Here is a 22,640-nt window from a genome sequence, read left to right as displayed (position 1 = left end):
AGTTATCGCTCAGTCGCTTTTTTGAGGTGCTAATTATAAATGACTCGTAAATCTGCTGGTGTATGTTCTCCACGATATTGCTTACGGAATTGGTGAGGAGATTGACCAACTTTTTTCTTAAATAATTTACTAAAATAAGTAGAATCGATGTAGCCGACTGTTCCAGAAATTTCAGTAATCGATTCTTCTGTTTTCATCAATAATTGTTTGGATTTTTCTATTCGATAAGCAGTTAAGTAATCAATAAAATTCATGCCCACGGCTTCTTTAAAAAAGCGACTAACATAATGCCGATTTAAATGCATGATATCTGCTAAAGTCGATAAATTTATTTCTTCATCATAATGATCATGAATGTAGTCAAGAATAGTATTGATTTGTTCTTTGGCTAATACTGTAGGTTTATTATTCAAGACATCCATTAAAGAAACCTGATTCAAAGATTTTACACTTCGATCAATCGCAAACTTTAATTCAGTTAGATCAACAGGTGATAGTAAATAATCAACTACGCCACATCTCAATGCTTGATGAATACTCTGAAAATCATCTCGTTTAGTTAAAATAATTACTTTAATATTTGGAAGTTCCTGTACTATTTTTCGTTTAACAATAAAACCATCGATATCTAGATGATCAATTGCTATCAAGAGAATTTCTGGAAGAAGTTTTTCAGCAATACTTAGAGCCTCTTGTTCAGTTCTAGCTGGAGGTAGAATTTTTATATTCATGAATGAGTCATTGATAGATTGTTGTAGCTTTTTTTGTTCATTGGTATCATTACTAACAATCAATAATCGGCACATATGTAACCCCTCTTTCTTTGACGGAATAATTGCACTTTTTTGTTTGTGAAATTTCCTCTACTACTCTATAATACCTTGAATAAATTAACCTTTCAAGTGTAAATGTTTGTGAAATAAATACAGTAAAAGGTAAATTTTGTCCATAATCTTCTTAAAATATTCCCTAACAAATTGGATAGAATAGATTAAAATGAACTTGTAAGCGTTTAACAAATCAAAAGAGATTTATAGATGGTGAAGAATGAACCACAAAAGATGAAGGAGTGTTTAACATGACTGAAATAATCAAGGTAAAAGAAATCGAAACACTAGTTGAAACGGCAAAGAAAGCACAAATAGAATATGAAACTTTTACACAGGAGCAAGTGGATGCCGTTGTAAAAAATGTATATCAAAAAACGTTAGATAATGCAGAAAAATTGGCAATTTCAGCAAATAAAGAAACAGGATTCGGAAAAGTTTCTGACAAAATAATCAAAAATACCTTTGCGAGTGAGCAAGTTTATGAGAGCATCAAAGACTTACCTACTGTAGGTGTAATTAATCGTCGTAAGGAAGAAAAGATCATTGAGATTGGAATTCCTTTAGGGGTTGTAGCAGGCTTGATTCCGTCAACAAATCCAACTGCAACAGTTATTTTTAAATCTTTGATTGCCTTAAAAACAAGAAACGCAATTGTCTTCTCACCACATCCAAAAGCACTAAAATCTATTTTAATGGCTGTGGAAATTATTGAGGCAGCGGCAGTTGAAGCAGGAGCTCCTGCAGGGTTGGTTCAAGTGATTCAAGAACCGACATTAGATGCGACTAGCGCTTTGATGAAGCATACCGATGTATCACTGATTCTTGCTACAGGTGGAAAAGCAATGGTTCAAGCAGCATATAGTTCAGGAAATCCTGCGATTGGTGTTGGACCTGGTAATGTTCCTGTCTTGATCGATGCTACGGCAGATATTGCTCATGCGATTGATTGTGTCATCAGTAGTAAAACATTTGATAATGGAATAATCTGTGCATCAGAACAAGCACTTGTCGTAGATGAAACGGTAAAAGAGGCGGTTATTGAAGAATTAAAAGCTAAAAATGCTTATTTTATGAACGAAGAAGAATCTGCAAAAGTCAGTCAATTTATTTTGAGAGATACAGGCACACTGAATCCTGATATTGTTGGGAAAAGTGCATCAGATGTGGCAAAATTAGTGGGTATTTCTGTACCGGAAGAAACATCTATTTTGATTTCAGAACAAACAGAAATCGGTCACCACAATCCTTATTCAAGAGAGAAATTAACACCAATTTTAGGTCTATTTACAGTTGATTCTTTCGAAACTGGTGTGAAAACGTGTAAAGCTTTATTAGCAAATGAGGGAACAGGTCATACGGCAGTGATTCACACAACAACGGATACTAATGCAGAACTATTTGGTTTAGAAATGAGAGCTTCACGTATTTTAGTAAACACATTAGGTGCATTAGGTGCAATTGGTGCAACAACTAAATTAGCGCCTTCAATGACATTAGGTTGCGGGGCAATGGGTGGAAGCAGTACAACGGATAATGTAACAGCTCATCATTTGATGAACGTAAAACGTATTGCTTATGGTGTTGAATAGATCGTCATAAATCAGCAAGAATAGTTTAAATAGAATATCTTGTAATTGTAACTTTGGAAGTTAGGCAATTACAGGATATTCTTTGTATTTTATAAAATAGCTGTTTTTCGGTGAGTTAATTGACATATTTCACTAGTTTTTCTTGCATCTTAGACAAGCTTTAGGTAAACTAGTAAGGATTGAAAACTTGTCAAGGAGGTAATTTGAATGGCAAATCCAACAATTGCAATTGTCGGGCGCCCGAACGTTGGGAAATCGACGATTTTTAACCGTATAGCTGGTGAGAGAATTTCTATAGTAGAAGATACACCAGGTGTAACAAGAGACCGTATTTATGCCACAGGAGAGTGGTTGGGACGCGAGTTTAGCATCATAGATACAGGCGGTATCGATTTGAGCGATGAACCATTTATGGATCAGATCAAACATCAAGCTGAAATCGCTATTGAAGAAGCGGACGTGATCATTTTTGTAGCAAGCGGCAGAGAAGGTGTTACGGATGCTGATGAATTAGTTGCAAAAATTTTATACAGAAGCAACAAACCAGTGATTTTAGCTGTAAATAAAGTTGATAATCCTGAGATGAGAAATGAAATTTATGAGTTTTATTCTTTAGGATTGGGCGACCCATTCCCTATTTCTGGAAGCCACGGTTTAGGAATTGGAGATGTTCTTGATGAAGCAGTCAAACATTTTTCAACTGAAATCGAAGAAGAAGATGAAGATACGATCAAATTTAGTTTGATTGGACGTCCTAATGTTGGTAAATCTTCATTGATCAATGCAATTCTAGGTGAAGATCGGGTGATCGTTTCAGAGATTGAAGGAACGACTCGTGATGCGATCGATACGCATTTTGAATCTGAAGAAGGTCAAAAATTCTTAATGATTGACACAGCAGGTATGCGCAAACGCGGTAAAGTCTATGAAAGTACTGAAAAGTATAGTGTGATGCGTGCCATGCGTGCGATAGAACGCTCAGATATTGTTTTAATGGTTTTAAATGCAGAAGAAGGTATCCGTGAACAAGATAAGAAAGTTGCTGGCTATGCTCATGAGGCAGGTCGTGGAATTATTATTGTTGTGAATAAGTGGGATACCGTTGAAAAAGAAACAAATACGATGCGTGATTTTGAAGAAGAGATTCGTGATGAATTTCAATATCTAGATTATGCGCCAATCATTTTTGTTTCAGCATTAACAAAACAACGTTTAAATAAATTACCAGAACTGATTGAATTAGTTAGTGTGAATCAAAATATGCGGATTCCTTCTGCCTTATTGAACGATGTTGTGATGGATGCCATCGCAATCAATCCAACTCCAACTGATAAGGGGAAACGATTGAAAGTCTTTTATGCGACCCAAGTGGCTATTAAACCGCCGACTTTTGTTATTTTTGTAAATGAAGAAGAATTGATGCATTTTTCATATGCACGCTTCTTAGAAAACCAAATTCGTAAAGCATTTACGTTTGAAGGAACACCAATCAAAATCATCCCAAGAAGACGGAAATAGCGCATTTTACCACACTTTTTTCAAATGTACAAATAAATTCATTGAGTTATAAAAAAAAATGATATTTTTAGAAAAAACTGGTTAAAACGCATCAAAAACCTTGCTATTACAAGCTTCCTATGATATCGTGATAACAGAATATTGATCCAATTCAATATTTGTACGTCATTTTTGGACCACTCAAAAATAAACGTAAATTAGATATCTTTTAGATATCCTATCCCTTGTGGAGGAGGTGAAATAATCCATGGCAAATAAAGCAGAATTAATCGAAAACGTTGCATCTTCAACTGGTTTAACTAAAAAAGACGCAACTGCAGCAGTGGATGCTGTATTTTCAACAATCCAAGAATCTCTTGCTAAAGGTGAAAAAGTTCAATTAATCGGTTTTGGTAACTTTGAAGTACGCGAACGTGCGGCTCGTAAAGGACGTAACCCACAAACTGGTAAAGAAATTCAAATCGCTGCAAGTAAAGTACCTGCGTTCAAACCAGGTAAAGCGTTGAAAGATGCTGTTAAATAAGACAGTTCTTAGAACCCTTGATTAGTCAAGGGTTCTTTCTTTATATATTTGTGTAAATGCCGGCTTTTGTAAATCGTCCAACGTTTTTGCTTTTTTCGGTGTTTTAACATTTACCAATGGGCTCGTAGTAATATATTCCATTCTGACGGCATAATCCATTACCATGTTCATGATTGATCTCATCCGGCTCATGGTTTCGTTTGCGAAATACATCTCATTTAAAACTTTCTGGAAGAGTTTAGAGTCTACATGGGAATCATCAAATCCTCAGGAACGAACTGCTTAAATCGCTTAATGACTGAGGCATACACAACTTGAGAAGTAGGGCGTAATGTTTTCCGGTGTTCTTTGTACAGTTATCAATTAATTCACTTAAAGATAAATCAGTTCTGTTAACTTCATTAATTTTATCAGTAATTTTTTTAATATCCGAGTAGTTTCATTCCATGCTTATGGGCTGTCTTTATCTGGGGCGATCGTGGTAATTCAGGTGGCGCTGCAGGTCATACAGGTATCTTTATCGATGACAATGACAATATAATCCATTGTAATTATGGTTTTAATGGTATCACGGTAAACAACCATGATTATATCTGGGAGTTTAATGGACAGCCGCTAAAGCCAAAACAAAGCACATCTAAACCACAAGCGTAAAATCCCTCAGGATTAAATCCCATGAGCGGTATTTTTTATCCAGACCAATAGTTAGTAGCGAGCGCCGACACTAACACAGATAATGAAGCAAGTCCAGCGTTAGATTATTATAGTGCAGGTATGGTAATTCCGTATGATAGCTATATTATGGCCAATGGGTTTGCGTGGATCAGTTATGTTGAAAGCAGCGGTAAACGTCGCTATGTTGCTGTTGGTCCAGATGATGGACAGGTCGATACAATATGGGGGAAAAGATTCTTTAATTGATAATTTAACGACATGAAATTAAAATAAGATTGAAATCGAATTTGAACTACTTTATTATAAGTGTATAGTTATTTAAATAGAACTTTAAGTAAAGAGGTGCTTATGAAGAAGTATATATATATTATATTGAGTTTGATGACCGTTGTATCTGGATGCCAACTGATAGAGAAAAGTTATAAACTAGAAGATTTCACAGGATCATGGATTAGTGTTGATGGGACTTTGAAAGTGAGTATTACAAAAGCTAGAGAGAGAAATGAAATCAATTTATTTCTTTCTGATAAAAATTTATCAAGTGGTGATGAGTTAGATATGAGTATGAGTGAAGATGGTTTTTTGAGAGTTGTGGGATCAAACGATGATACAATATACACTTTCCGATTTGTAAAGAAAAATGAATTATCGTTATCATTTAGTTCGGCTGCAGCGAATAGAAATGGAGAGCCAAGCATATCAGCTCCAATAATATTAAAAAAAGACTATTCATTTTTTGAATAGTCTTTTTTTAATTACCAGTTTGTAACGGAATATCGCCAAGCAAAAGTACCACCGATTACGCTGTAAGTGTTGTTATCTGCATTACAAAGTTCAAGACCGCCATACCAAGGATTCCAAACAACATAGGCTACCTGAGTGACTCCGACTAGACCCCATATTGGTGTTTGATAAGTACCAACGATATCTATAGCATGCCATAATCCTTTATAGTCTTTCCCAGAAATTCCTTCCCATGCTCCCCAAATGGCATTACTTTTTTTAATCTGTGTTTCAACTTCATTCCAATTCATTGGACGACCTACATAATAAGGATATACTCCTCTTGTATTGGCGTACTTAATAACATCTGTATAACTAAATGCGTCATTTTTCCCTTTTTTTCCCCATTTAACCATATCGCTTACCTTTGTTGGTCTAGCATCGTTTTTATTATTAAGAATCATTGCTGCAGCATAGGCAGAGCACCAAGAGTTTTGACCCTGAGTTTCATGAACTAGCCAATTAATTTTAGTGCCATATCTATCGCTTGTTATTGATCTTTGCCCAATGTTAGGTGTAGGTTTGACATCAGATAGTGTCTCAAGTGGTAAAGTTTCAGTGTCAGCTGTTTCAAATTCTGTATTTAAAGAATCTGAAGTTACTTGATCTTCTGTCTCTGGCCTAAGTGGTGAAACGTATATTTTTTCTATCTGAGAACCATGTTTAATGTATATATCACCGTTTTTTTCAATGAATGAAACACTATCTTCATTTCTTTTCTCAGCTCGTAAAGATTCTAATTTTTCAGCTAAGAATTTAGAAATTTTAATATCATAAGAACCTTCGACAGATTCATTTAGATAAAGCACATACGTAACAACTCCATCTTCTGTTATCGGAAATATATTTGTTTTTTGTTCGTTATTCTCGCTAACCATTTGAAAGGGTTCTAATAAATCATAATCTTTTGTATTGATAGTTTTGTTTTCAAGTGATAGAAATCCAGCTAAATAAAATGATACATTTTCTTTAGCATAAACTTTAATTTCTTCGCTTATTGGAGGGGTCGAAACACTGAGTTTATTTTCAGTCGCAAAAGCAATTTCTTTACTAGAGAATAGACCCAAAATACATATAACAATAACCAACCATTTTTTTCTTAACATTAAATCACTCCTCGATATAATTATACAAGATCATTAGTCTTATAAATATAACTATATGGTAACATTATGTTGTTGTCAATAGTGAAGAATTACTGAGTTAGAGAGTGTAGATAAAGGTCTTCTTTGATGGGGAGAGCCTGTACATAGTGTTTCTGCTGAGAACTTTACAATTTTTTTGACATAGATTTTTAACAAAAGAGAACTAGCGTTCTCTTTCTTTTTTTGATATAACCTAAAGTTCAGTATATATGTTATGAAATATAATGAAGATATTTTTTTGTTAGCTTTATTCTGGTTTAATGTAGATAGCATATGGTAATGAATAATTGGAGGGGTTAATATGACGGTTAGTATTTCTAAAATAATTGCACATAAGTTAAATTTGGAAAAAATTGGTGGGGATAGAGCTATCTTAGCTGATTCAATTTGAAAATGAATAAGAGGGGCAAGAAGCTTTTGATTTTTTTACTACACATATCGAACAGTCACGAGAGCAAGGGTTTGTAAAGAAGTGTCAATTTTGGGACTTAGAAGGAAATACTATAGAAAGATGCTGTTAAATAAGACAGTTCTTAGAACTCTTGATTAGTCAAGGGTTCTTTCTTTTACATAGATTTTTACGTGGTTTCAGACATATAAGCATTATGAAAAAAATTTTTCGATTTTTTGTTTAGTCATAAATTAGTAGAAACAAGAGAGTGGACATAGCAATTATTTCGTGTATGATAAAGTTATGGAAACTCACACAGGATTATTAACCCATATCAAGGTGTTCAAAGAAAAGCCTTATGCTATAACAGGGATGTTAATTTGGGAAAATGATGTCTGCATTAATTGTGTCATTAAAAACAGACCGTTTGCCAGGTACGTACTATCGCTACCGATGCACCAATATGAAATTGAGATAAAAGGAGACTATAATAGTAGAGGGCAATTTGATGTAAAACATATGCGCATCGTTAACATAGATAGCTATATAGCTTTGATAGGAACACCAGAGTAAAAGGACCCCTGAGAAGTCGGGGGTCCTTTCACTCTGTTCTATAAAGAAGTTAAAAGTGAGTTGGATAAACGGTGGGAGCAGAAGTAATCCTTTCAGAAATAAGCTGGAATTTACAAAAATTTGAAGAGTAATTTTCGTGAATCCCTTCTTATTTTCTCGGGATTAAACACTTCTGTCCCATCCTCGATAAAGAATAATCAACTATGTCTAATGCTAATTGTTTAACTATAAACATTGCAAAGTGCTAATTATTCAAATCAGACTGAATCACTATGTTACTTCAAAATTGCTAGTTTTTAAGAAGTGCGCTATTGTTCTCAAAACCAGCTTTTTTGAAGCAAGTTAAGTATAAATAATAATTAAGAATTTTTTACATAGATAAATTAGAACATCTATAACAAAATAATGAATCTATAATGCCTGTTCTTTAAGAAAATTAAAAGAAGGATTATCTTTGAGCAAAGTTTATTGTATTTCCAAAAATAAAAATCATCCCCCTTTTTGTTTTGTGACAACTAATGTTAAAATAGGGAAGAGGGGTGTTCTCCATGGAATTGGTTTATAATAAAAATCACCTGCAAGCAACAATCATTTACGGTGAAACGTTTGCTTCGCAACTTAAATCGGCTTCAGTTGGATTGAAGCATATTTTCATGATCACCAACCAACGTTATTATGATTTATTTTCGGATAAATTGATTCAGCTTTTTGATGACAAACAAGAAATAGATTGGTATATTTGTAAGAATGATGTCCATTGTAATAATATGAACGAATTAGAAAGTCTATTATTATTTTTATCAGATTTTGATCAACAGCAAGAATTTGTTTTCTTGGGTGTAGGGAATGAAGGGGTTGTTCAGCTGACTAATTTTCTACATAAAACATCTGTTTTGACTTCTGAATGTTGGTTATTGCCACTTTCAGTGCAGTCATTAAGCAAAAGTTTGATTCCAGAAGTTCAAATAGAATTACTGAATCATCCCGTTTTGAAAAGTAGTGTACTAGCAGAAAAAATAATCTATGATCGGACATTAACAAGTGATCATGGAGCTGGAAAAGTAGTTGATTTCCTTGTTTTTATTCGTTGCGGCTTAGTTTGTAGCCATGATTTTTTACGAATGCTTTTCAAAAATTATAGTGATGCAACACGATTGAATCAGCAGTCATTTACTGGCATGCTGGATGAAATGATACATTATTATGAAATAAATGGTCAAACGATCGACCAATTTGGTCATTTGTTTGAACAAGGCTTTTTTGAAACAACCAATGGCCATTTACTATCTGGTCACATGAAACGGTTTTTAGGTTGTTTATTGCAGCTGTTATGGTCTCAAGAAAGCAATCAGTTTTCGTTTCATTACAAAAATTTTATGATATGGTTAATCCATTTAGGCTATCCGATCGATTTTCCAGAACAAATATTAGTCAGTGATTATGTGGAGGGGATTTTACAGTGTGTTGATCGTGGTGAAACTGCCGTTCTTTTGAAAGAAGTTGGTGTAATCGATCAAGCGCAAAAACCTAATGCAGAAGACTTATTGGTAACAGTAGAAAAATACAAAACTATTTTAAAAGAAATCAGAGGGTAATTTATGATGACATACAGTGAAAAAATGTTACAGGCTATACATGAAGAAGAGTTAGCTCAAGCTCAATTGATGCTTGCAGAAGCAATTAGAAAAGATGACGATGATACACTTGCTGATTTAGGGGAAGAGTTATTGTCACTTGGTTTTTTAGAAGAAGCGAAATTAGTTTTTGAGCATTTATTGACAATTTTTCCAGACGCGGATGGATTGAATATTCCTTTAGCTGAGATTGCGATTGAGAACAATCAGATCGATGATGCGTTTGTTTATTTAGAGAAAGTAGCTAAAGATAGTGATAGCTATGTTCAAAGCTTGCTTGTTACAGCAGATCTCTATCAAGTGATTGGCATTCCAGAAGTAAGTGAAGCAAAATTAAAAGAAGCGCAACGACTGTTGCCAGATGAGCCACTGATTTTATTTGCCTTAGGTGAATTGTACTTTGTGAACGGACAGTTCCGAGAAGCTTGTGAAAGTTATGGAGAATTACTTGAAGCTCAAGTGACAGAAATTTCTAATGTATCGATCAACGAGCGTGTTGGAAGTAGCTATAGTATGTCTGGAAACTTCGAAGAAGCGATTCCATTTTTGGAAAAAGCATTAGAAGAAGGACAGACTGATGATCGGTTATTCCAATTAGCTTTTACTTATTTACAGCTTCATGAAAATCAAAAAGCAATTGCTTTATTGCAGCAATTAAGAGTATTGAACCCACATTATCAATCGCTGTATTTATCATTAGGCGAAGCTTTACAGGAAGAAGAACAATTAGAAGAAGCTCGTACCGTTTTAGCTGAAGGAATCAAAGAAAATCCTTTCCAAGTAGATTTGTATCAGTTGGCCTCTGAGAATGCTTACCGACTTCACGATACAGAACAAGCAGAAGCGCTATTAAAACAAGCGTTAGAACTTGGCGAGAAAACAGATGAAACAAGATTGACGTTAAGTAATTTGTATTTAAACGAGAAACGATTTGATGAAGTGATCGATGTTGTAAAACAAATGGATGAACAAGGACATCCGTATGGCGAGTGGAATCTAGCTCATGCCTATAATGAGTTAGAAGAGTTTGATTTAGCAAAAGTCCATTATGAACAAGCTTACCAAGAATTGTCTCATGAGCCGGAGTTTTTAAAAGAATATGCTGTTTTCCTCAGAGAAGAAGGTCAATTAGCGAAAGCGAAGGAACTATTACAACACTATCTACAGCATGAGCCTGGTGATAATGAAGCAGAATCATTGCTAGAAGATATTGAAGAAAGATAGGTGATACGATGTTTGTCAATGTCTCGGATAAGAAAGAATTTTTGGTTTGGTTAGTCAACAATATTTCTTTTAGTCAAAGAGAAGTTTTATGGATTTTAAACTATTTGATCAATCATGAAGCTATCTTAAATAATGTACATTTTATAGAGCAAGCCGATAAAGCAGCTCGTGGATTAAAAGTTACATCAAGAGAAATGGAAGAAGAACCTATCCGATTGTTCCTATCAGGAAAAGTATTTACGGATACAGATCAGATTTTTCATGAAATTCGTATGAACTGGAAAGAAGCGTTATATATCGAATGCGTTTTTGACGGATCTTGGCAAAACAGCCAATACTTATCGATTTTAGAAGACAATCCATACGCTCGTTGGAATGAACAAGTGAGTGAAGAAGTAGTTGAAAGTATCAACAATTTCTTTGCGCATGAAGAAAAACAAGCAAAAATCGATTTGCTGTATAGTCAGATTGATTTAGCATTAGAAGACAATAACTATGATGCTTTTTTAGAGTTGACGGATGAACTGAATCATTTAAAGAGCGTTTAGTAAACACAAAAAAACAAGGTTGAAACAAAACAGTGGACCAACTGTCTGTTTCAACCTTGTTGTATTACTCAATAGCTTTCTTCTATTAATTAAATTGCTTTTTACGCTTAAATAATGTTTTGGTTGGTCTAGAATACGTAAATCCTTCTCCAATGGCTTCATGAACGTTGATTACTGAGATAAATGCCTTTGCATCTAGCTCATGAACAATTCGTTTAATTTCCATGATTTCACTTGGGCTGACAACAACGTATAGAACTTTTTTATCAACTTGAGAATACCCGCCTTGGCCATTTAAATACGTTACACCGCGTTCTAACATTGCCATGATCACTTCGCCAATATCTTCTGTGTGATCAGAGATGATCAGCATTCCTTTAGCTGCATACGCGCCATCTAAAACAGAATCGACAACTCGACTGAAAACAAAGGAAACAATCAGTGTATACATCATTCGTTTGACATCGATATAACTTAAAGAAAGAATCAAAACTAAGATATCGAAGATTAGCAATGAGCGGCCCATGCTGATGCCGTAATTCTTTTCTAAAATTCTAGCAACTACATCAGTTCCGCCAGTTGTTCCGCCAACTCGATAGACTAAACCACTGCCAATCCCAGCTGCTAATCCGGCAAGTAATGAGGCAATCAGTAGATCGTGATCCAAATTGACTTCGATTGGCCAACGTTGCCACAACCATAAAAAGACTGATAAAGAAACGGTTCCTAAAATCGTATAGTAAAAAGAATGTTTGCCTAAAATTTTTCCCCCAATCAAAATAAGCGGAATATTAATGATCAAAGTAGAATAAGCTGGATCAATATAAAAAAGTGCACGTAAAATCAAAGTAATCCCTGTAACTCCGCCTTCAGCTAAATCATTGGCAATATTAAATGTCACTAACCCGAATGCATAAAGGCATGTTCCCGCTAAAATCAAAAGAACATCTTTTATATAAAATTTTTTTTCTTCCATTTTTTACCTCCTTATCCAGTACTCACTTTATCATTCTCATTATAAAACAACAAGTAGAACCTTTCCAGATTGCGTAGTTTTTGATAAGATGATTAGTAAGAAAGGTTGGGGTAAAATGAAAGATGAAAATCAATCGCTTCATTCTATGCAAGAAGAAGTGGATGTGTATATCCAGCAATTTAAAACAGGCTATTTTTCTCCATTAAGCCAAATGGCACGATTAACAGAAGAAGTCGGGGAATTAGCTAGAGAAATCAATCACTATTATGGTGAAAAACCCAAGAAAGCTGAAGAAAAACCAAAAACAGTTTCTGAAGAATTAGGGGATGTATTATTTGTTACGATGATCATGGCAAATTCATTGGATATAGATTTAACCGAGGCATTTCAACGAAATATGGATAAATTCAACAAACGGGATAAATATCGTTTTGAACGAAAGGACGGGCAAACAAATGATTAAAATTTTAGTTGCAGGTTTTAAAGGGAAAATGGGAGCAACTGCCACAAAGATGGTTTTAAATCATGAGGGATTTGAATTAGTGGGTGTACTGGATCCATTTGAAGAAAAAACAAGTCTTAAAGAACTAGCTGAGTACCAAATGATCGATGTACCAATCTTTAAGACAAAAGAAGAGGTTCTTACCGTTCAGCCTGATGTTTGGATCGATTTTACAATTCCAGCCGTAGCATATGAAAATACGCATTTTGCTATAGAACACAAAATTTCACCCGTTGTAGGAACAACAGGTTTAACAGAAGAGCAGTTAGCAGAGTTGACGGAGCTTTCAGAAACATTGAAAGTAGGCGGTTTGATTGCACCCAATTTTGCGGTTGGAGCAGTTTTAATGATGCAATTTGCTCAAAAAGCAGCGGAATATTTTCCAGATGTGGAAATTATTGAGCTTCATCATGACAATAAATTAGATGCACCAAGTGGAACAGCCATCAAAACAGCTGAAATGATGAGTGAGGTTCGTTCAAAAAAAATACAAGGACATCCTGAAGAAAAAGAGCTGATCGAAGGTGCACGCGGCGCAGATTTTGAAGGCATGAAAATCCATAGTGTTCGCTTGCCAGGCATGATTGCACATCAACAGGTACAATTTGGTGGTGTTGGAGAAGGCTTGACGATTAGACACGATTCTTATGATCGCAGTTCATTTATGACTGGAGTTGCTTTAGGTTGTGAAAAAGTCGTTCACTTAGATAAATTAGTCTACGGATTGGAAAATTTATTATGAAATTAGCAATTATACCTGATGAATTTATTCAAGCAGCGGGTGTGCTGAAAGAAATCCAAGCGCATGGTTTTGAAGCTTATTTTGTTGGTGGAAGTGTTCGCGATGCGTTGTTGAATCAGTCGATTCATGACGTTGATATTGCCACAAGTGCTTACCCAGAAGAAATCAAACAAATTTTTCCTCGAACGATCGACGTTGGAATCGATCATGGAACCGTCCTTGCCTTGGTCGGTGAGGAACAGTATGAAATTACTACTTTTAGAACAGAATCTACTTATCAGGATTTTAGACGTCCAGATACAGTGACGTTTGTTCGCTCATTAAAAGAAGACCTAAAGCGACGCGATTTTACAATTAATGCTTTGGCGATGGATGTTAATGGGGAGATCATAGATTTATTTGATGGAATGTCTGATTTGAATCAGAAAATTATCCGAGCAGTCGGAAATCCTAAAGAGCGATTCCATGAAGATGCATTGCGAATGATGCGAGGATTGCGTTTTGCTAGTCAATTAGATTTTACAATTGAAGCAGATACATTGGCCGCTATTCAAGAATTCCATGCTTTGCTTGCTAAAATTTCTGTAGAACGGATTGCAGTTGAGTTTATCAAATTATTATTGGGCAAAAATAGAAAAGCAGCCTTGGTACCGTTTATTGAGACTGAATGTTATCAATATTGTCCAGAGCTAAGAACATTTGGTGAGGCATTGCTCAATTTTTCAGAATTGCCGAATCAGCAAATTGAAACAGAAAGTCAAGCATGGGCTTTGTTACTTAAAACAATGCAGTTAAAAGATAATCAAATCCGAAATTTCATGAAAGCATGGAAACAGTCTAACCAAACAATCCATGATGTACAGCAACTTATTTATGGATTGGATAAACGACTTTTAGCAGATTGGCAGCCATTGGATCTATTTAATTTAGGCTTGAAGTCAGCTTTATCTGTAGAAAAACTATTGTTTTATTATGGACAAAATAGTAAACTTGAAGAAGTAAAAGAACGTTATTCACGTTTGCCTATTCACGACAGAAAACAACTAGCTGTAACTGGAAATGATTTACTGGCTTACTTTAATAAAAAACCAGGTAAATGGTTAGGTGATATGATAGAAACGATTGAATCAGCTGTGGTGAATGAGCAAATACTAAATAACAAAGAAAAGTTACTTAGCTTCGCAAATGAAATGATCGATAAGGAGTGAATAATCATGGAAGAGTTTTCTAAAAAGTTCGTTGTTGGCGCAAAAGATACTGCAAAAGAAATCGGATCAGGTGATTTAGAAGTATTGGCAACACCGGCTATGATCGCAATGGTTGAAAATACGTCAAAAGAATATTTGCATAAAGAACTGGCTCCGGAAGAGACCAGTGTCGGTACATTGATCGATGCAAAACATTTGCGTCCTTCTAAAGTTGGGGCTGAAATCATTGTTAAAGTAAAAGTTGAGTCTCAAGAAACATCGAAGATAAACTTTTCTTTTACTGTGTTTGATGGTGAACAAATCGTAGCATCAGGCATTCATCAAAGAGCTGTTATCTTAACAGATGTTTTTTTGAATAAACTAGCACTTGCTAAGTAAAGATGCGAATAGTGTGACCTAGCATGAAAGTTATGCTAAACTTAACTTTGTAGAAATTATTTTAGTAAGGAGACTTATGTTATGAGTAGAGAAATGACAGGATTGAAGTTTTATTTTAGAAATGGTGAAACTTGGACGATCGGTCGCCGTTTTATCGGAGATCTATGGATCAAACAAATCACAACTAGCTTTGGTCGTATCCACGGAAGCGAATTTATGGAAATCCATCCATGTGAAGGCTTTAAAATCGAGATCTTCCAAGAAGGAGACCATGTTCAAACACATGATATCAACCTTGGTGGGCTAGAATTAGGTATGTTCGCCCGCGCTTTAAAATATGAAGATATCGAGCGTATGGAAATTTTATACAAAACTGGTACACCAGATTTAGTTTATTTCCCATACAAAGATAAAACTGACGAAGGTTTAGACAATGTTTATCAATCTACTAAAGTCAGCGAAAAAACAAAAAGCTTATACATCGTGATCGATCCGAAACAAACTGTTGATGATGTGTATGGTGAAGAACTTTAAAAAATAACTGATGACCGTAGATTTCTTTTTAAAAGATTCTGCGGTTTTTTTAACTTTTATGATGGGGTGTAAAAATTGAAAGCAATTGAATTATCTTTTACAGAAAAACAAGCGAAGTTAGAACTGAATCATGAGGTCGACTTACCTAAAAGAACAGAAAATCAATTACTGATCAAAGTCGAAGCAGCCGCAATTAATAGAACAGATTTAATGGCAAAAGAAACTGGAAAGTTGCCTAAAGGCAGTTCTATTTTAGGAGTAGAAGTTTCAGGGATCGTCATTGAAAGTGATTCGGAGCTTTTTCCTCAAGGAAGCCGTGTCATGGGGCTAGTCAATGGTGGCGGTTATGCAGAATATGCTGTGATGAACATCGGTAATGCAATGCCTTTATCAGAACAGTTGACTTTTGAAGAAGGTGCGGCAATTCCGGAGGTGTTTCTTACAGCATATCAAACACTTTTTTTGTTAGGAGAATTGAAGTCTACGGAGTCTGTATTAATTCATGCAGGGGCGAGCGGTGTAGGCACGGCTGCCATACAGTTAGTTAAACAATTAACCTCAGCTAAAATTTTTGTAACAGCAGGAACTCCTGAAAAACTTGAATTTTGCCGCTCGTTAGGCGCAGATATTCTTATTAATTATAAAGAAGAAGCCTTTCCTCAAATCGTACAAAAAGAGACAGAAGGCAAGGGCGTCGATCTTATTTTAGATTTTGTAGGTGCTTCCTATTGGGAGTCTAATTTAGCTAGTATTGCATATGACGGACGCTTGATTCTGATTGGAATTCTCGGAGGTTCGCTTGTGAAAGAAGTTAACTTGATGACTTTACTGGAAAAAAGAATAACTGTTAAAGGAACCATGCTGACTCCACGTAGTGATGCGTACAAAGCTGAATTAACGAAAGAATTTTTAAGAAAAACCACTAAACTATTTGAATCAGGTCAATTGAAGCCTATAGTCGATTCTGTATTCTTGCTTGAAAATGTAGAAGCGGCCCATCAATATATGCTGGAAAATAAAAATAAAGGAAAAATCATATTGAAAATCAACGAGTAATTCAAACTCAGCCATATAAAGATAAAATGCTGATAATCAGTTGGTTTTAAACCTTTTCAATTCAATCAGCAAGAGGATTTTTTTATTAATAAGAAAAATATGTTGACACTTAGGTGAGGTAGGTATATACTGAGAACAATTCTTAAATAAATCAGTTACGGAGTGATTCATATGACAACCATGAAGCATAACCAATTACAACTGAATAATTATTACTTTAGCTATTTTAGATGAGTTTGTATTCATAACATTATGGATGCAGACTAGCAAGTTTGTATCTATGATGGCTAGGGGATTTTGAGATGACTTTCAGCCGCGTAGATGAGAAAATCTATAGTGGCTTTTATATTACCTATTTTTTGTGAGGTGTTCACTGTAGATTTTTCTAAAAATTTACGTGAATACCTTTTTTGTTTGAATAAAATACGTTTGAGGAGGAATTAAGATGGACAATAAAGTCACAGGACATACGAGATTGGCTGCACTATTTGCTACGCCGATCCGTCACAGTGTTTCACCAATGATTCACAATACAGCATTTCAAGCTTTAGATATTGATGCTGTATATCTAGCTTTTGAAGTGGGAACAGATGGGCTAGAGCAAGCGATTGATTCAATCAGAAATTTAGACATGATAGGTGCAAATTTATCCATGCCTAATAAAATAGCAGCGGTTGATTATATGGATGAATTAAGCGAAGCTGCACGCTTGATAGGTGCAGTTAATACGATCACCAACGATAATGGAAAATTGACAGGTCATAACACTGATGGTACTGGTTTTATGAGAAGCATACAAGACATCGATGTAGATATTATCGGAAAAAAGATGACGATCATTGGTGCTGGCGGAGCAGCTACAGCAATCATCGTACAAGCCGCTTTGGATGGTGTAAAAGAAATCACTGTGTACAATCGAAAAGATGATTTTTACGATAATATCAAGACGAAGTTAGCATACATTTCAGATAACACGGAATGTATCATTACCCTAAAAGATTTAGCTGAACAAGATTCCCTAGCAAAAGATGTGGCGGAAAGCGCATTGTTATTGAATGCAACTGGTGTTGGCATGAAACCATTAGAAAACCAAACACCGATTCAAGATTTTTCAATCATACGTCCAGACTTAGCTGTTTGCGATGTTATCTATACACCAAGAGAAACAGAATTTTTAAAACAAGCGCGTTTGCGTGGCGCAAAAACGAACAATGGTTTAGGCATGTTATTGTACCAAGGAGCTGCCGCATTTGAAAAGTGGACAGGACAAGAAATGCCAATAGATATCGTTAAACCAATTATTGAAAATAACTAATCATACACTGAAGGAGAGAAAACAAATGATCGTAATTATGAAATCAGAAGCAACCAAAGCACAAATTAAATCGGTGATCGAACGAGTAAAAAAAGAAGGTTTAGAGGTTCATTTAAGTGAAGGTAAAGAACAAACAATCATTGGCTTGGTTGGTGACACAACAAAAATGCAGGATGTGGCATTCAATAGTTACGATGGTGTTGAAAATGCAGTTAGAATATCTTTGACATACAAACTAACTAGTCGAGAGTTTCATCCAGAAAATACGATCGTTGACGTTGATGGCGTTAAAATAGGTGACGGAAGCATGACGATGATGGCAGGTCCATGTTCAATCGAAAGTTTGGATCAAATCCGCGAATGTGCCAGAATCGCTAAAGCAGGCGGTGCAACAATCTTACGAGGTGGTGCTTTTAAACCTAGAACATCGCCATATGCTTTCCAAGGTTTAGAAGAAGAAGGATTGAAATACATCCGCCAAGCTGCAGATGAATTTGATATGAAAGTCATTACAGAAGTTATGGATGAAGCACATATTGATATGATTGCTCAATACAGTGATATTTTACAAATCGGTGCTAGAAACATGCAAAACTTTAAATTATTACAAGCTGTTGGTAAAACAGGTAAACCAATTGGCTTAAAACGAGGAATCTCTGGTACAATTGATGAGTGGTTAAATGCAGCAGAATACATCGCTGCTCAAGGAAATTTCAATGTAATTTTTATCGAACGTGGTATTCGCACTTACGAAACTGCAACGCGTAACACACTTGATTTAAGTGCTGTTCCGTTAATTAAAAAATTAAGTCATTTTCCGATTATTGTTGACCCAAGTCACGGTGTAGGAATTTGGGATCTTGTTCCTTCAATGGCACGTGCAGGAGTCGCAGCAGGAGCAGATGGATTGATTGTTGAGATTCATCCAGATCCTATCAACGCTTGGTCTGACGGTCCACAATCATTAAACGAAAAAACATACATGCGCATGATGGAAGAAGTTCACATCATCGAAAAAGCAATGAAGGAAATTAATGCCTTAGGGTAAAAATAGTACAAGACTGCACTAAAAAATAGGAGTTGGATCAGATGAAACTTACAGTAACTTTACCAAATCATTCTTATGATTTGACTATTGAAAAAGGATTGTTGGCAAATATTGGGCAATGGGCAAAAGAACTCTGGTTGCCGCAAAAAATTGTGATTATAACGGATACAAATGTTCAGCCGTTATATGGTGATCAAGTTAAAGAAAGTTTAAAAGAAGCTGGTTTTGATCCTTCTACCTTTGTAATTGATGCAGGAGAACAAAGCAAACGCTTGTCCGTAGCTGCTGAAATTTATGATTTTCTTGCAGATGAAGGGCTCACTAGAAGTGATGGGATCATAGCACTTGGCGGCGGCGTTGTTGGCGACTTAGCTGGTTTTGTTGCTTCAACCTATATGCGAGGTCTGCATTTTTTACAAGTCCCAACAACGTTGTTGGCCCAAGTCGATAGCAGTATTGGCGGTAAAACGGCTGTTAATACAACGAAAGCAAAAAATTTAGTGGGAACATTTGCACAGCCGGATGGCGTTTTGATTGATCCGGACACCCTAACTACATTAGAAGTAAGACGAGTTCGTGAAGGAATCGCAGAAATTATCAAATCTGCCGCAATTGCAGATGAAACGTTATGGCAACAATTGGATGCGTTAAAAGATGAACATGATTTATTAACGCATGCCACTGAGATCATCGCTGCTTGTTGCAAGATAAAAAGAACTGTGGTTGAAGCTGACGAATTGGATAATGGTGTCCGTTTGCTACTTAATTTTGGTCATACGATTGGTCATGCATTGGAAAATACAGCAGGTTATGGCATTTTAACTCACGGTGAAGGGGTTGCAATCGGAATGAGTCAAATCACTCGTATTGCAGAAGAAAAAACACTGACACCAGCTGGAACAACTGAGCAACTAAACGATATGATCCAAAAATTCCATTTACCAATTACATCTGAGCACTGGAACAAAGAGGAATTATATACTGCATTGACTCATGATAAAAAAACACGTGGCGGTCAAATCAATATTATTTTACTTGAATCGATCGGCAAAGCGAAAATCGTTCGTATTCCAATAGAAGAAATGAAGAGTTATTTAGACTAGGGGGAAAATATATGCGTTTTATTACTGCGGGAGAATCACATGGACCAGAATTAACAGCAATTATTGAAGGCTTACCAGCAGGAATGCCTTTATCACCTGAAGACATTAATTTAGAATTAGCTAGAAGACAAGGCGGATATGGTCGTGGCGGCAGAATGTTGATTGAAAAAGACCAAGTAAGAATTACTTCCGGCATTCGTCATGGGAAAACATTAGGCTCACCAGTAACGCTGGTGGTTGAAAATAAAGATTGGAAGAATTGGACTTCTGTGATGTCTATTGAAGAAGTTACAGAAAAAGAGAAAAAAATTCGCCGAGTAAACAAGCCACGTCCAGGACATGCGGATTTAGTTGGCGGTATCAAGTATAAGCATGATGACTTAAGAAACGTCCTAGAACGTTCATCTGCACGCGAAACAACGATGCGAGTGGCAATTGGTGCAGTAGCTAAGAAATTACTAAAAGAACTGGATGTTGAAGTAGCTGGTCATGTTGCAATATTAGGTGGCATCAAAGCAGAAATTCCAGATAATTTAACAGTTGAAGAGATTCAAGAACGTTCGGAAAAATCAGATGTTCGTGTTCTTGATCCATCAGTAGAACAAGCGATTCGTGATTTGATCGATCAAACAAAGAAAAATGGAGATACGATTGGCGGTGTCGTTGAAGTCGTTGTTGGCGGAGTGCCGATTGGTTTAGGTAGTTATGTGCAATGGGACCGCAAGCTAGATGCAAAAATAGCACAAGCCGTAACCAGCATCAATGCATTTAAAGGTGTTGAATTCGGTATTGGTTTTGAAATGGGCTTTAAGCCTGGTAGTCAAGTAATGGATGAAATCATTTGGAATGAAAAAACTGGTTATACAAGAACATCGAACAATCTAGGTGGTTTTGAAGGTGGTATGACAAACGGAATGCCGATCATTGTTAGAGGGGTCATGAAACCTATCCCTACATTATACAAACCACTACAAAGCGTAAATATCGATACAAAAGAACCATATAAAGCAAGTGTAGAACGTTCTGATAGTACAGCTGTTCCGGCTGCAAGTGTCGTTTGTGAAGCTGTTGTAGCAACTGAAGTAGCTCAAGCTATGCTAGAAAAATTTGGCAGCGATGCTTTTGACCAAATGAAAGAAGAAGTAAAACAATATCGCCGTTATACTCAATCGTTTTAATCAAATTATAAATGGAGAGTGAAGCGGAATGAACAAAAAGGTCTTGATTGTCGGTTTAGGATTGATCGGCAGTTCGTTAGCATTATGTATAAAAAAAGAACATCCATTAGTAACGATCATTGGTATCGACAGCTTAGAAAAATCTGAAATGTTTGCCTTAAAACGACAAATCATCAATCAAAGAGGGGAATCGTTTGAACTTGCTGCTGAACAAGCAGATGTAATTTTCTTGTGTACGCCAGTTAAAAGCATGCTGAAACAATTAAAAACTCTCGGGCAATTGTCATTAAAAGAAGGGGTAATTATTTCTGATGTCGGCAGTACTAAACTTGAAATTATAGAGACTGCCGAACAAGCTGGGTTAAAAACTTTTATCGGTGGTCATCCCATGGCAGGCTCACATAAATCTGGCGTTACTGCTGCAGATGAAAATCTATTCGAAAATGCTTACTATATTTTAACTGAACCTAAGTTAAAAGCGCAATCTCAAGTTGATGAATTGCAACGATTATTAAAGGGAACAAGAGCAAAATTTGTGGTTCTAACTCCAGAAGAACATGATCAAATTACAGGAATGCTCAGTCATTTACCACATATTATCGCGGCTGGTTTAGTGAACCAGAGTAAAGTCTTTAATGAAGAACATCCTCGTTCTAGACAATTAGCTGCTGGCGGGTTTCGTGATATTACACGAATTGCTTCTTCAGATCCACAGATGTGGACAGATATTTTACTAAGCAATAAAGCGGCATTATTAGATTTAATGACCATCTGGCAAACTGAAATGGAGCAAGTAGTATCATGGCTTAAAACTGAAAATACAGAAGCGATTTATCAATTTTTCTATGAAGCAAAAGAAACCAGAAATCAAATGCCTGTTCATAAAGAAGGGGCTATCCCGGCCTTTCACGACTTATTTGTGGATGTACCGGACGTTCCTGGTGTCATTGCTGAAATTACAGGATTACTTGGAAAAGCAAAATTGTCATTAATCAATTTAAAAATCCTTGAAACCCGTGAAGATATTTACGGTATTTTACAATTAACCTTTAAACGCGAAGAAGATTTAAAAAAGGCGAAGGAATATATTGAAAGAGAAACAAATTATTTGTGTTATGAAAAGTAAAAGGGGATAAGCTCATTTAGATTTTATCTGCTTTTCTGACT

22 protein-coding genes and 2 pseudogenes are annotated in these 22,640 nt (G+C 35.8%); 20 read left to right on the top strand and 4 right to left on the bottom strand.

Features of this window, described 5'->3' with window-relative positions:
- Nucleotides 1-29: 29 nt before the first annotated feature.
- Complete coding sequence (locus tag JZO69_RS11450; RefSeq protein ID WP_207113005.1) at nt 30-806, bottom strand: response regulator transcription factor; 777 nt, start codon at nt 804-806, stop codon at nt 30-32.
- A 272-nt stretch (nt 807-1,078) separates the two neighbouring features.
- Here JZO69_RS11450 and JZO69_RS11445 point away from each other — a divergent pair, with 272 nt between their 5' ends.
- The 3 genes from JZO69_RS11445 (at nt 1,079) to JZO69_RS11435 (ending at nt 4,460) form a co-directional block, all read left to right on the top strand.
- Complete coding sequence (locus JZO69_RS11445; protein ID WP_207113004.1) at nt 1,079-2,419, top strand: aldehyde dehydrogenase family protein; 1,341 nt, start codon at nt 1,079-1,081, stop codon at nt 2,417-2,419.
- A gap of 207 nt (nt 2,420-2,626) precedes the next feature.
- Nucleotides 2,627-3,937: a ribosome biogenesis GTPase Der gene (gene der, locus JZO69_RS11440; protein WP_207113003.1), complete on the top strand. Its 1,311-nt coding sequence runs from the start codon at nt 2,627-2,629 to the stop codon at nt 3,935-3,937.
- Between the two features lie 247 nt (nt 3,938-4,184).
- Nucleotides 4,185-4,460 carry an HU family DNA-binding protein gene (locus JZO69_RS11435; protein ID WP_010761417.1) on the top strand — a complete coding sequence of 92 codons (276 nt, stop codon included), beginning with the start codon at nt 4,185-4,187 and terminating at the stop codon, nt 4,458-4,460.
- A gap of 21 nt (nt 4,461-4,481) precedes the next feature.
- On the opposite strand, the gene JZO69_RS11430 is transcribed toward JZO69_RS11435, so the two are convergent.
- Nucleotides 4,482-4,631: a hypothetical protein gene (locus tag JZO69_RS11430; protein ID WP_207113002.1), complete on the bottom strand. Its 150-nt coding sequence runs from the start codon at nt 4,629-4,631 to the stop codon at nt 4,482-4,484.
- A gap of 288 nt (nt 4,632-4,919) precedes the next feature.
- Between JZO69_RS11430 and JZO69_RS16880 the strand changes: the two are divergent.
- The 3 genes and pseudogenes from JZO69_RS16880 to JZO69_RS11415 all read left to right on the top strand — a co-directional run.
- A pseudogene (locus JZO69_RS16880) lies at nt 4,920-5,075 on the top strand (peptidoglycan amidohydrolase family protein); the annotation flags it as partial.
- A gap of 138 nt (nt 5,076-5,213) precedes the next feature.
- A pseudogene (locus tag JZO69_RS16875) lies at nt 5,214-5,381 on the top strand (SH3 domain-containing protein); the annotation flags it as partial.
- 102 nt (nt 5,382-5,483) lie between these two features.
- Nucleotides 5,484-5,879, top strand: a complete 396-nt coding sequence (locus JZO69_RS11415; protein WP_207113000.1) for a hypothetical protein — start codon at nt 5,484-5,486, stop codon at nt 5,877-5,879.
- 11 nt (nt 5,880-5,890) lie between these two features.
- Here the strand turns inward: JZO69_RS11415 and JZO69_RS11410 are convergent, their stop codons facing one another.
- Nucleotides 5,891-7,024, bottom strand: coding sequence for a C47 family peptidase (locus tag JZO69_RS11410; protein ID WP_207112999.1), 1,134 nt, complete (start codon nt 7,022-7,024; stop codon nt 5,891-5,893).
- A gap of 1,551 nt (nt 7,025-8,575) precedes the next feature.
- On the opposite strand from JZO69_RS11410, the gene JZO69_RS11405 reads away from it, so the two are divergent.
- From JZO69_RS11405 to JZO69_RS11395, 3 genes are read left to right on the top strand one after another with little or no spacing between them, the layout of a single operon-like run.
- Nucleotides 8,576-9,622 (top strand): hypothetical protein, encoded by a 1,047-nt coding sequence (locus tag JZO69_RS11405; RefSeq protein ID WP_207112998.1) that lies wholly within the window; start codon nt 8,576-8,578, stop codon nt 9,620-9,622.
- A gap of 3 nt (nt 9,623-9,625) precedes the next feature.
- A complete protein-coding gene (locus JZO69_RS11400; RefSeq protein ID WP_207112997.1) occupies nt 9,626-10,885 on the top strand; it encodes a tetratricopeptide repeat protein in 1,260 nt (419 codons plus the stop codon).
- A gap of 8 nt (nt 10,886-10,893) precedes the next feature.
- Complete coding sequence (locus tag JZO69_RS11395; RefSeq protein WP_207112996.1) at nt 10,894-11,433, top strand: ReoY family proteolytic degradation factor; 540 nt, start codon at nt 10,894-10,896, stop codon at nt 11,431-11,433.
- An 85-nt stretch (nt 11,434-11,518) separates the two neighbouring features.
- On the opposite strand, the gene JZO69_RS11390 is transcribed toward JZO69_RS11395, so the two are convergent.
- Nucleotides 11,519-12,409, bottom strand: a complete 891-nt coding sequence (locus JZO69_RS11390) for a YitT family protein (RefSeq protein WP_207112995.1) — start codon at nt 12,407-12,409, stop codon at nt 11,519-11,521.
- A 115-nt stretch (nt 12,410-12,524) separates the two neighbouring features.
- On the opposite strand from JZO69_RS11390, the gene JZO69_RS11385 reads away from it, so the two are divergent.
- From JZO69_RS11385 to JZO69_RS11335, 11 genes are all read left to right on the top strand, one after another.
- Complete coding sequence (locus tag JZO69_RS11385) at nt 12,525-12,872, top strand: nucleotide pyrophosphohydrolase (RefSeq protein ID WP_207112994.1); 348 nt, start codon at nt 12,525-12,527, stop codon at nt 12,870-12,872.
- Nucleotides 12,865-13,653: a 4-hydroxy-tetrahydrodipicolinate reductase gene (dapB, locus tag JZO69_RS11380; RefSeq protein WP_207112993.1), complete on the top strand. Its 789-nt coding sequence runs from the start codon at nt 12,865-12,867 to the stop codon at nt 13,651-13,653. The genes JZO69_RS11385 and dapB overlap by 8 nt, the downstream gene beginning before the upstream one ends.
- Entirely contained in the window at nt 13,650-14,861 is a 1,212-nt protein-coding gene (locus JZO69_RS11375; protein WP_207112992.1) for a CCA tRNA nucleotidyltransferase, read from the top strand. The genes dapB and JZO69_RS11375 overlap by 4 nt, the downstream gene beginning before the upstream one ends.
- Before the next feature lie 6 nt (nt 14,862-14,867).
- Complete coding sequence (locus tag JZO69_RS11370) at nt 14,868-15,239, top strand: thioesterase family protein (protein WP_207112991.1); 372 nt, start codon at nt 14,868-14,870, stop codon at nt 15,237-15,239.
- A gap of 81 nt (nt 15,240-15,320) precedes the next feature.
- Nucleotides 15,321-15,773: a hypothetical protein gene (locus tag JZO69_RS11365; protein WP_010764973.1), complete on the top strand. Its 453-nt coding sequence runs from the start codon at nt 15,321-15,323 to the stop codon at nt 15,771-15,773.
- Nucleotides 15,774-15,848: 75 nt separating this feature from the next.
- Complete coding sequence (locus tag JZO69_RS11360; RefSeq protein ID WP_207112990.1) at nt 15,849-16,829, top strand: NAD(P)H-quinone oxidoreductase; 981 nt, start codon at nt 15,849-15,851, stop codon at nt 16,827-16,829.
- A 445-nt stretch (nt 16,830-17,274) separates the two neighbouring features.
- Nucleotides 17,275-18,144 carry a shikimate dehydrogenase gene (aroE, locus tag JZO69_RS11355; protein WP_207112989.1) on the top strand — a complete coding sequence of 290 codons (870 nt, stop codon included), beginning with the start codon at nt 17,275-17,277 and terminating at the stop codon, nt 18,142-18,144.
- A gap of 25 nt (nt 18,145-18,169) precedes the next feature.
- A complete protein-coding gene (gene aroF / locus JZO69_RS11350) occupies nt 18,170-19,192 on the top strand; it encodes a 3-deoxy-7-phosphoheptulonate synthase (protein ID WP_207112988.1) in 1,023 nt (340 codons plus the stop codon).
- Between the two features lie 41 nt (nt 19,193-19,233).
- Complete coding sequence (aroB, locus tag JZO69_RS11345; protein ID WP_207112987.1) at nt 19,234-20,295, top strand: 3-dehydroquinate synthase; 1,062 nt, start codon at nt 19,234-19,236, stop codon at nt 20,293-20,295.
- An 11-nt stretch (nt 20,296-20,306) separates the two neighbouring features.
- A complete protein-coding gene (gene aroC / locus JZO69_RS11340; RefSeq protein ID WP_207112986.1) occupies nt 20,307-21,473 on the top strand; it encodes a chorismate synthase in 1,167 nt (388 codons plus the stop codon).
- A 28-nt stretch (nt 21,474-21,501) separates the two neighbouring features.
- The gene (locus tag JZO69_RS11335) at nt 21,502-22,599 is read left to right on the top strand and encodes a prephenate dehydrogenase (protein WP_207112985.1); all 1,098 of its coding nucleotides are present in this window, start codon (nt 21,502-21,504) and stop codon (nt 22,597-22,599) included.
- Nucleotides 22,600-22,640: the final 41 nt, after the last annotated feature.

Origin of the sequence: Candidatus Enterococcus ikei (genome assembly GCF_017316105.1) — a bacterium.
Classification (GTDB): Bacteria; Bacillota; Bacilli; order Lactobacillales; family Enterococcaceae; genus Enterococcus_L; species Enterococcus_L ikei.
The sequence above is the reverse complement of the archived record's forward strand: the minus strand, read 5'-3'. Positions and strand labels throughout refer to the sequence as shown.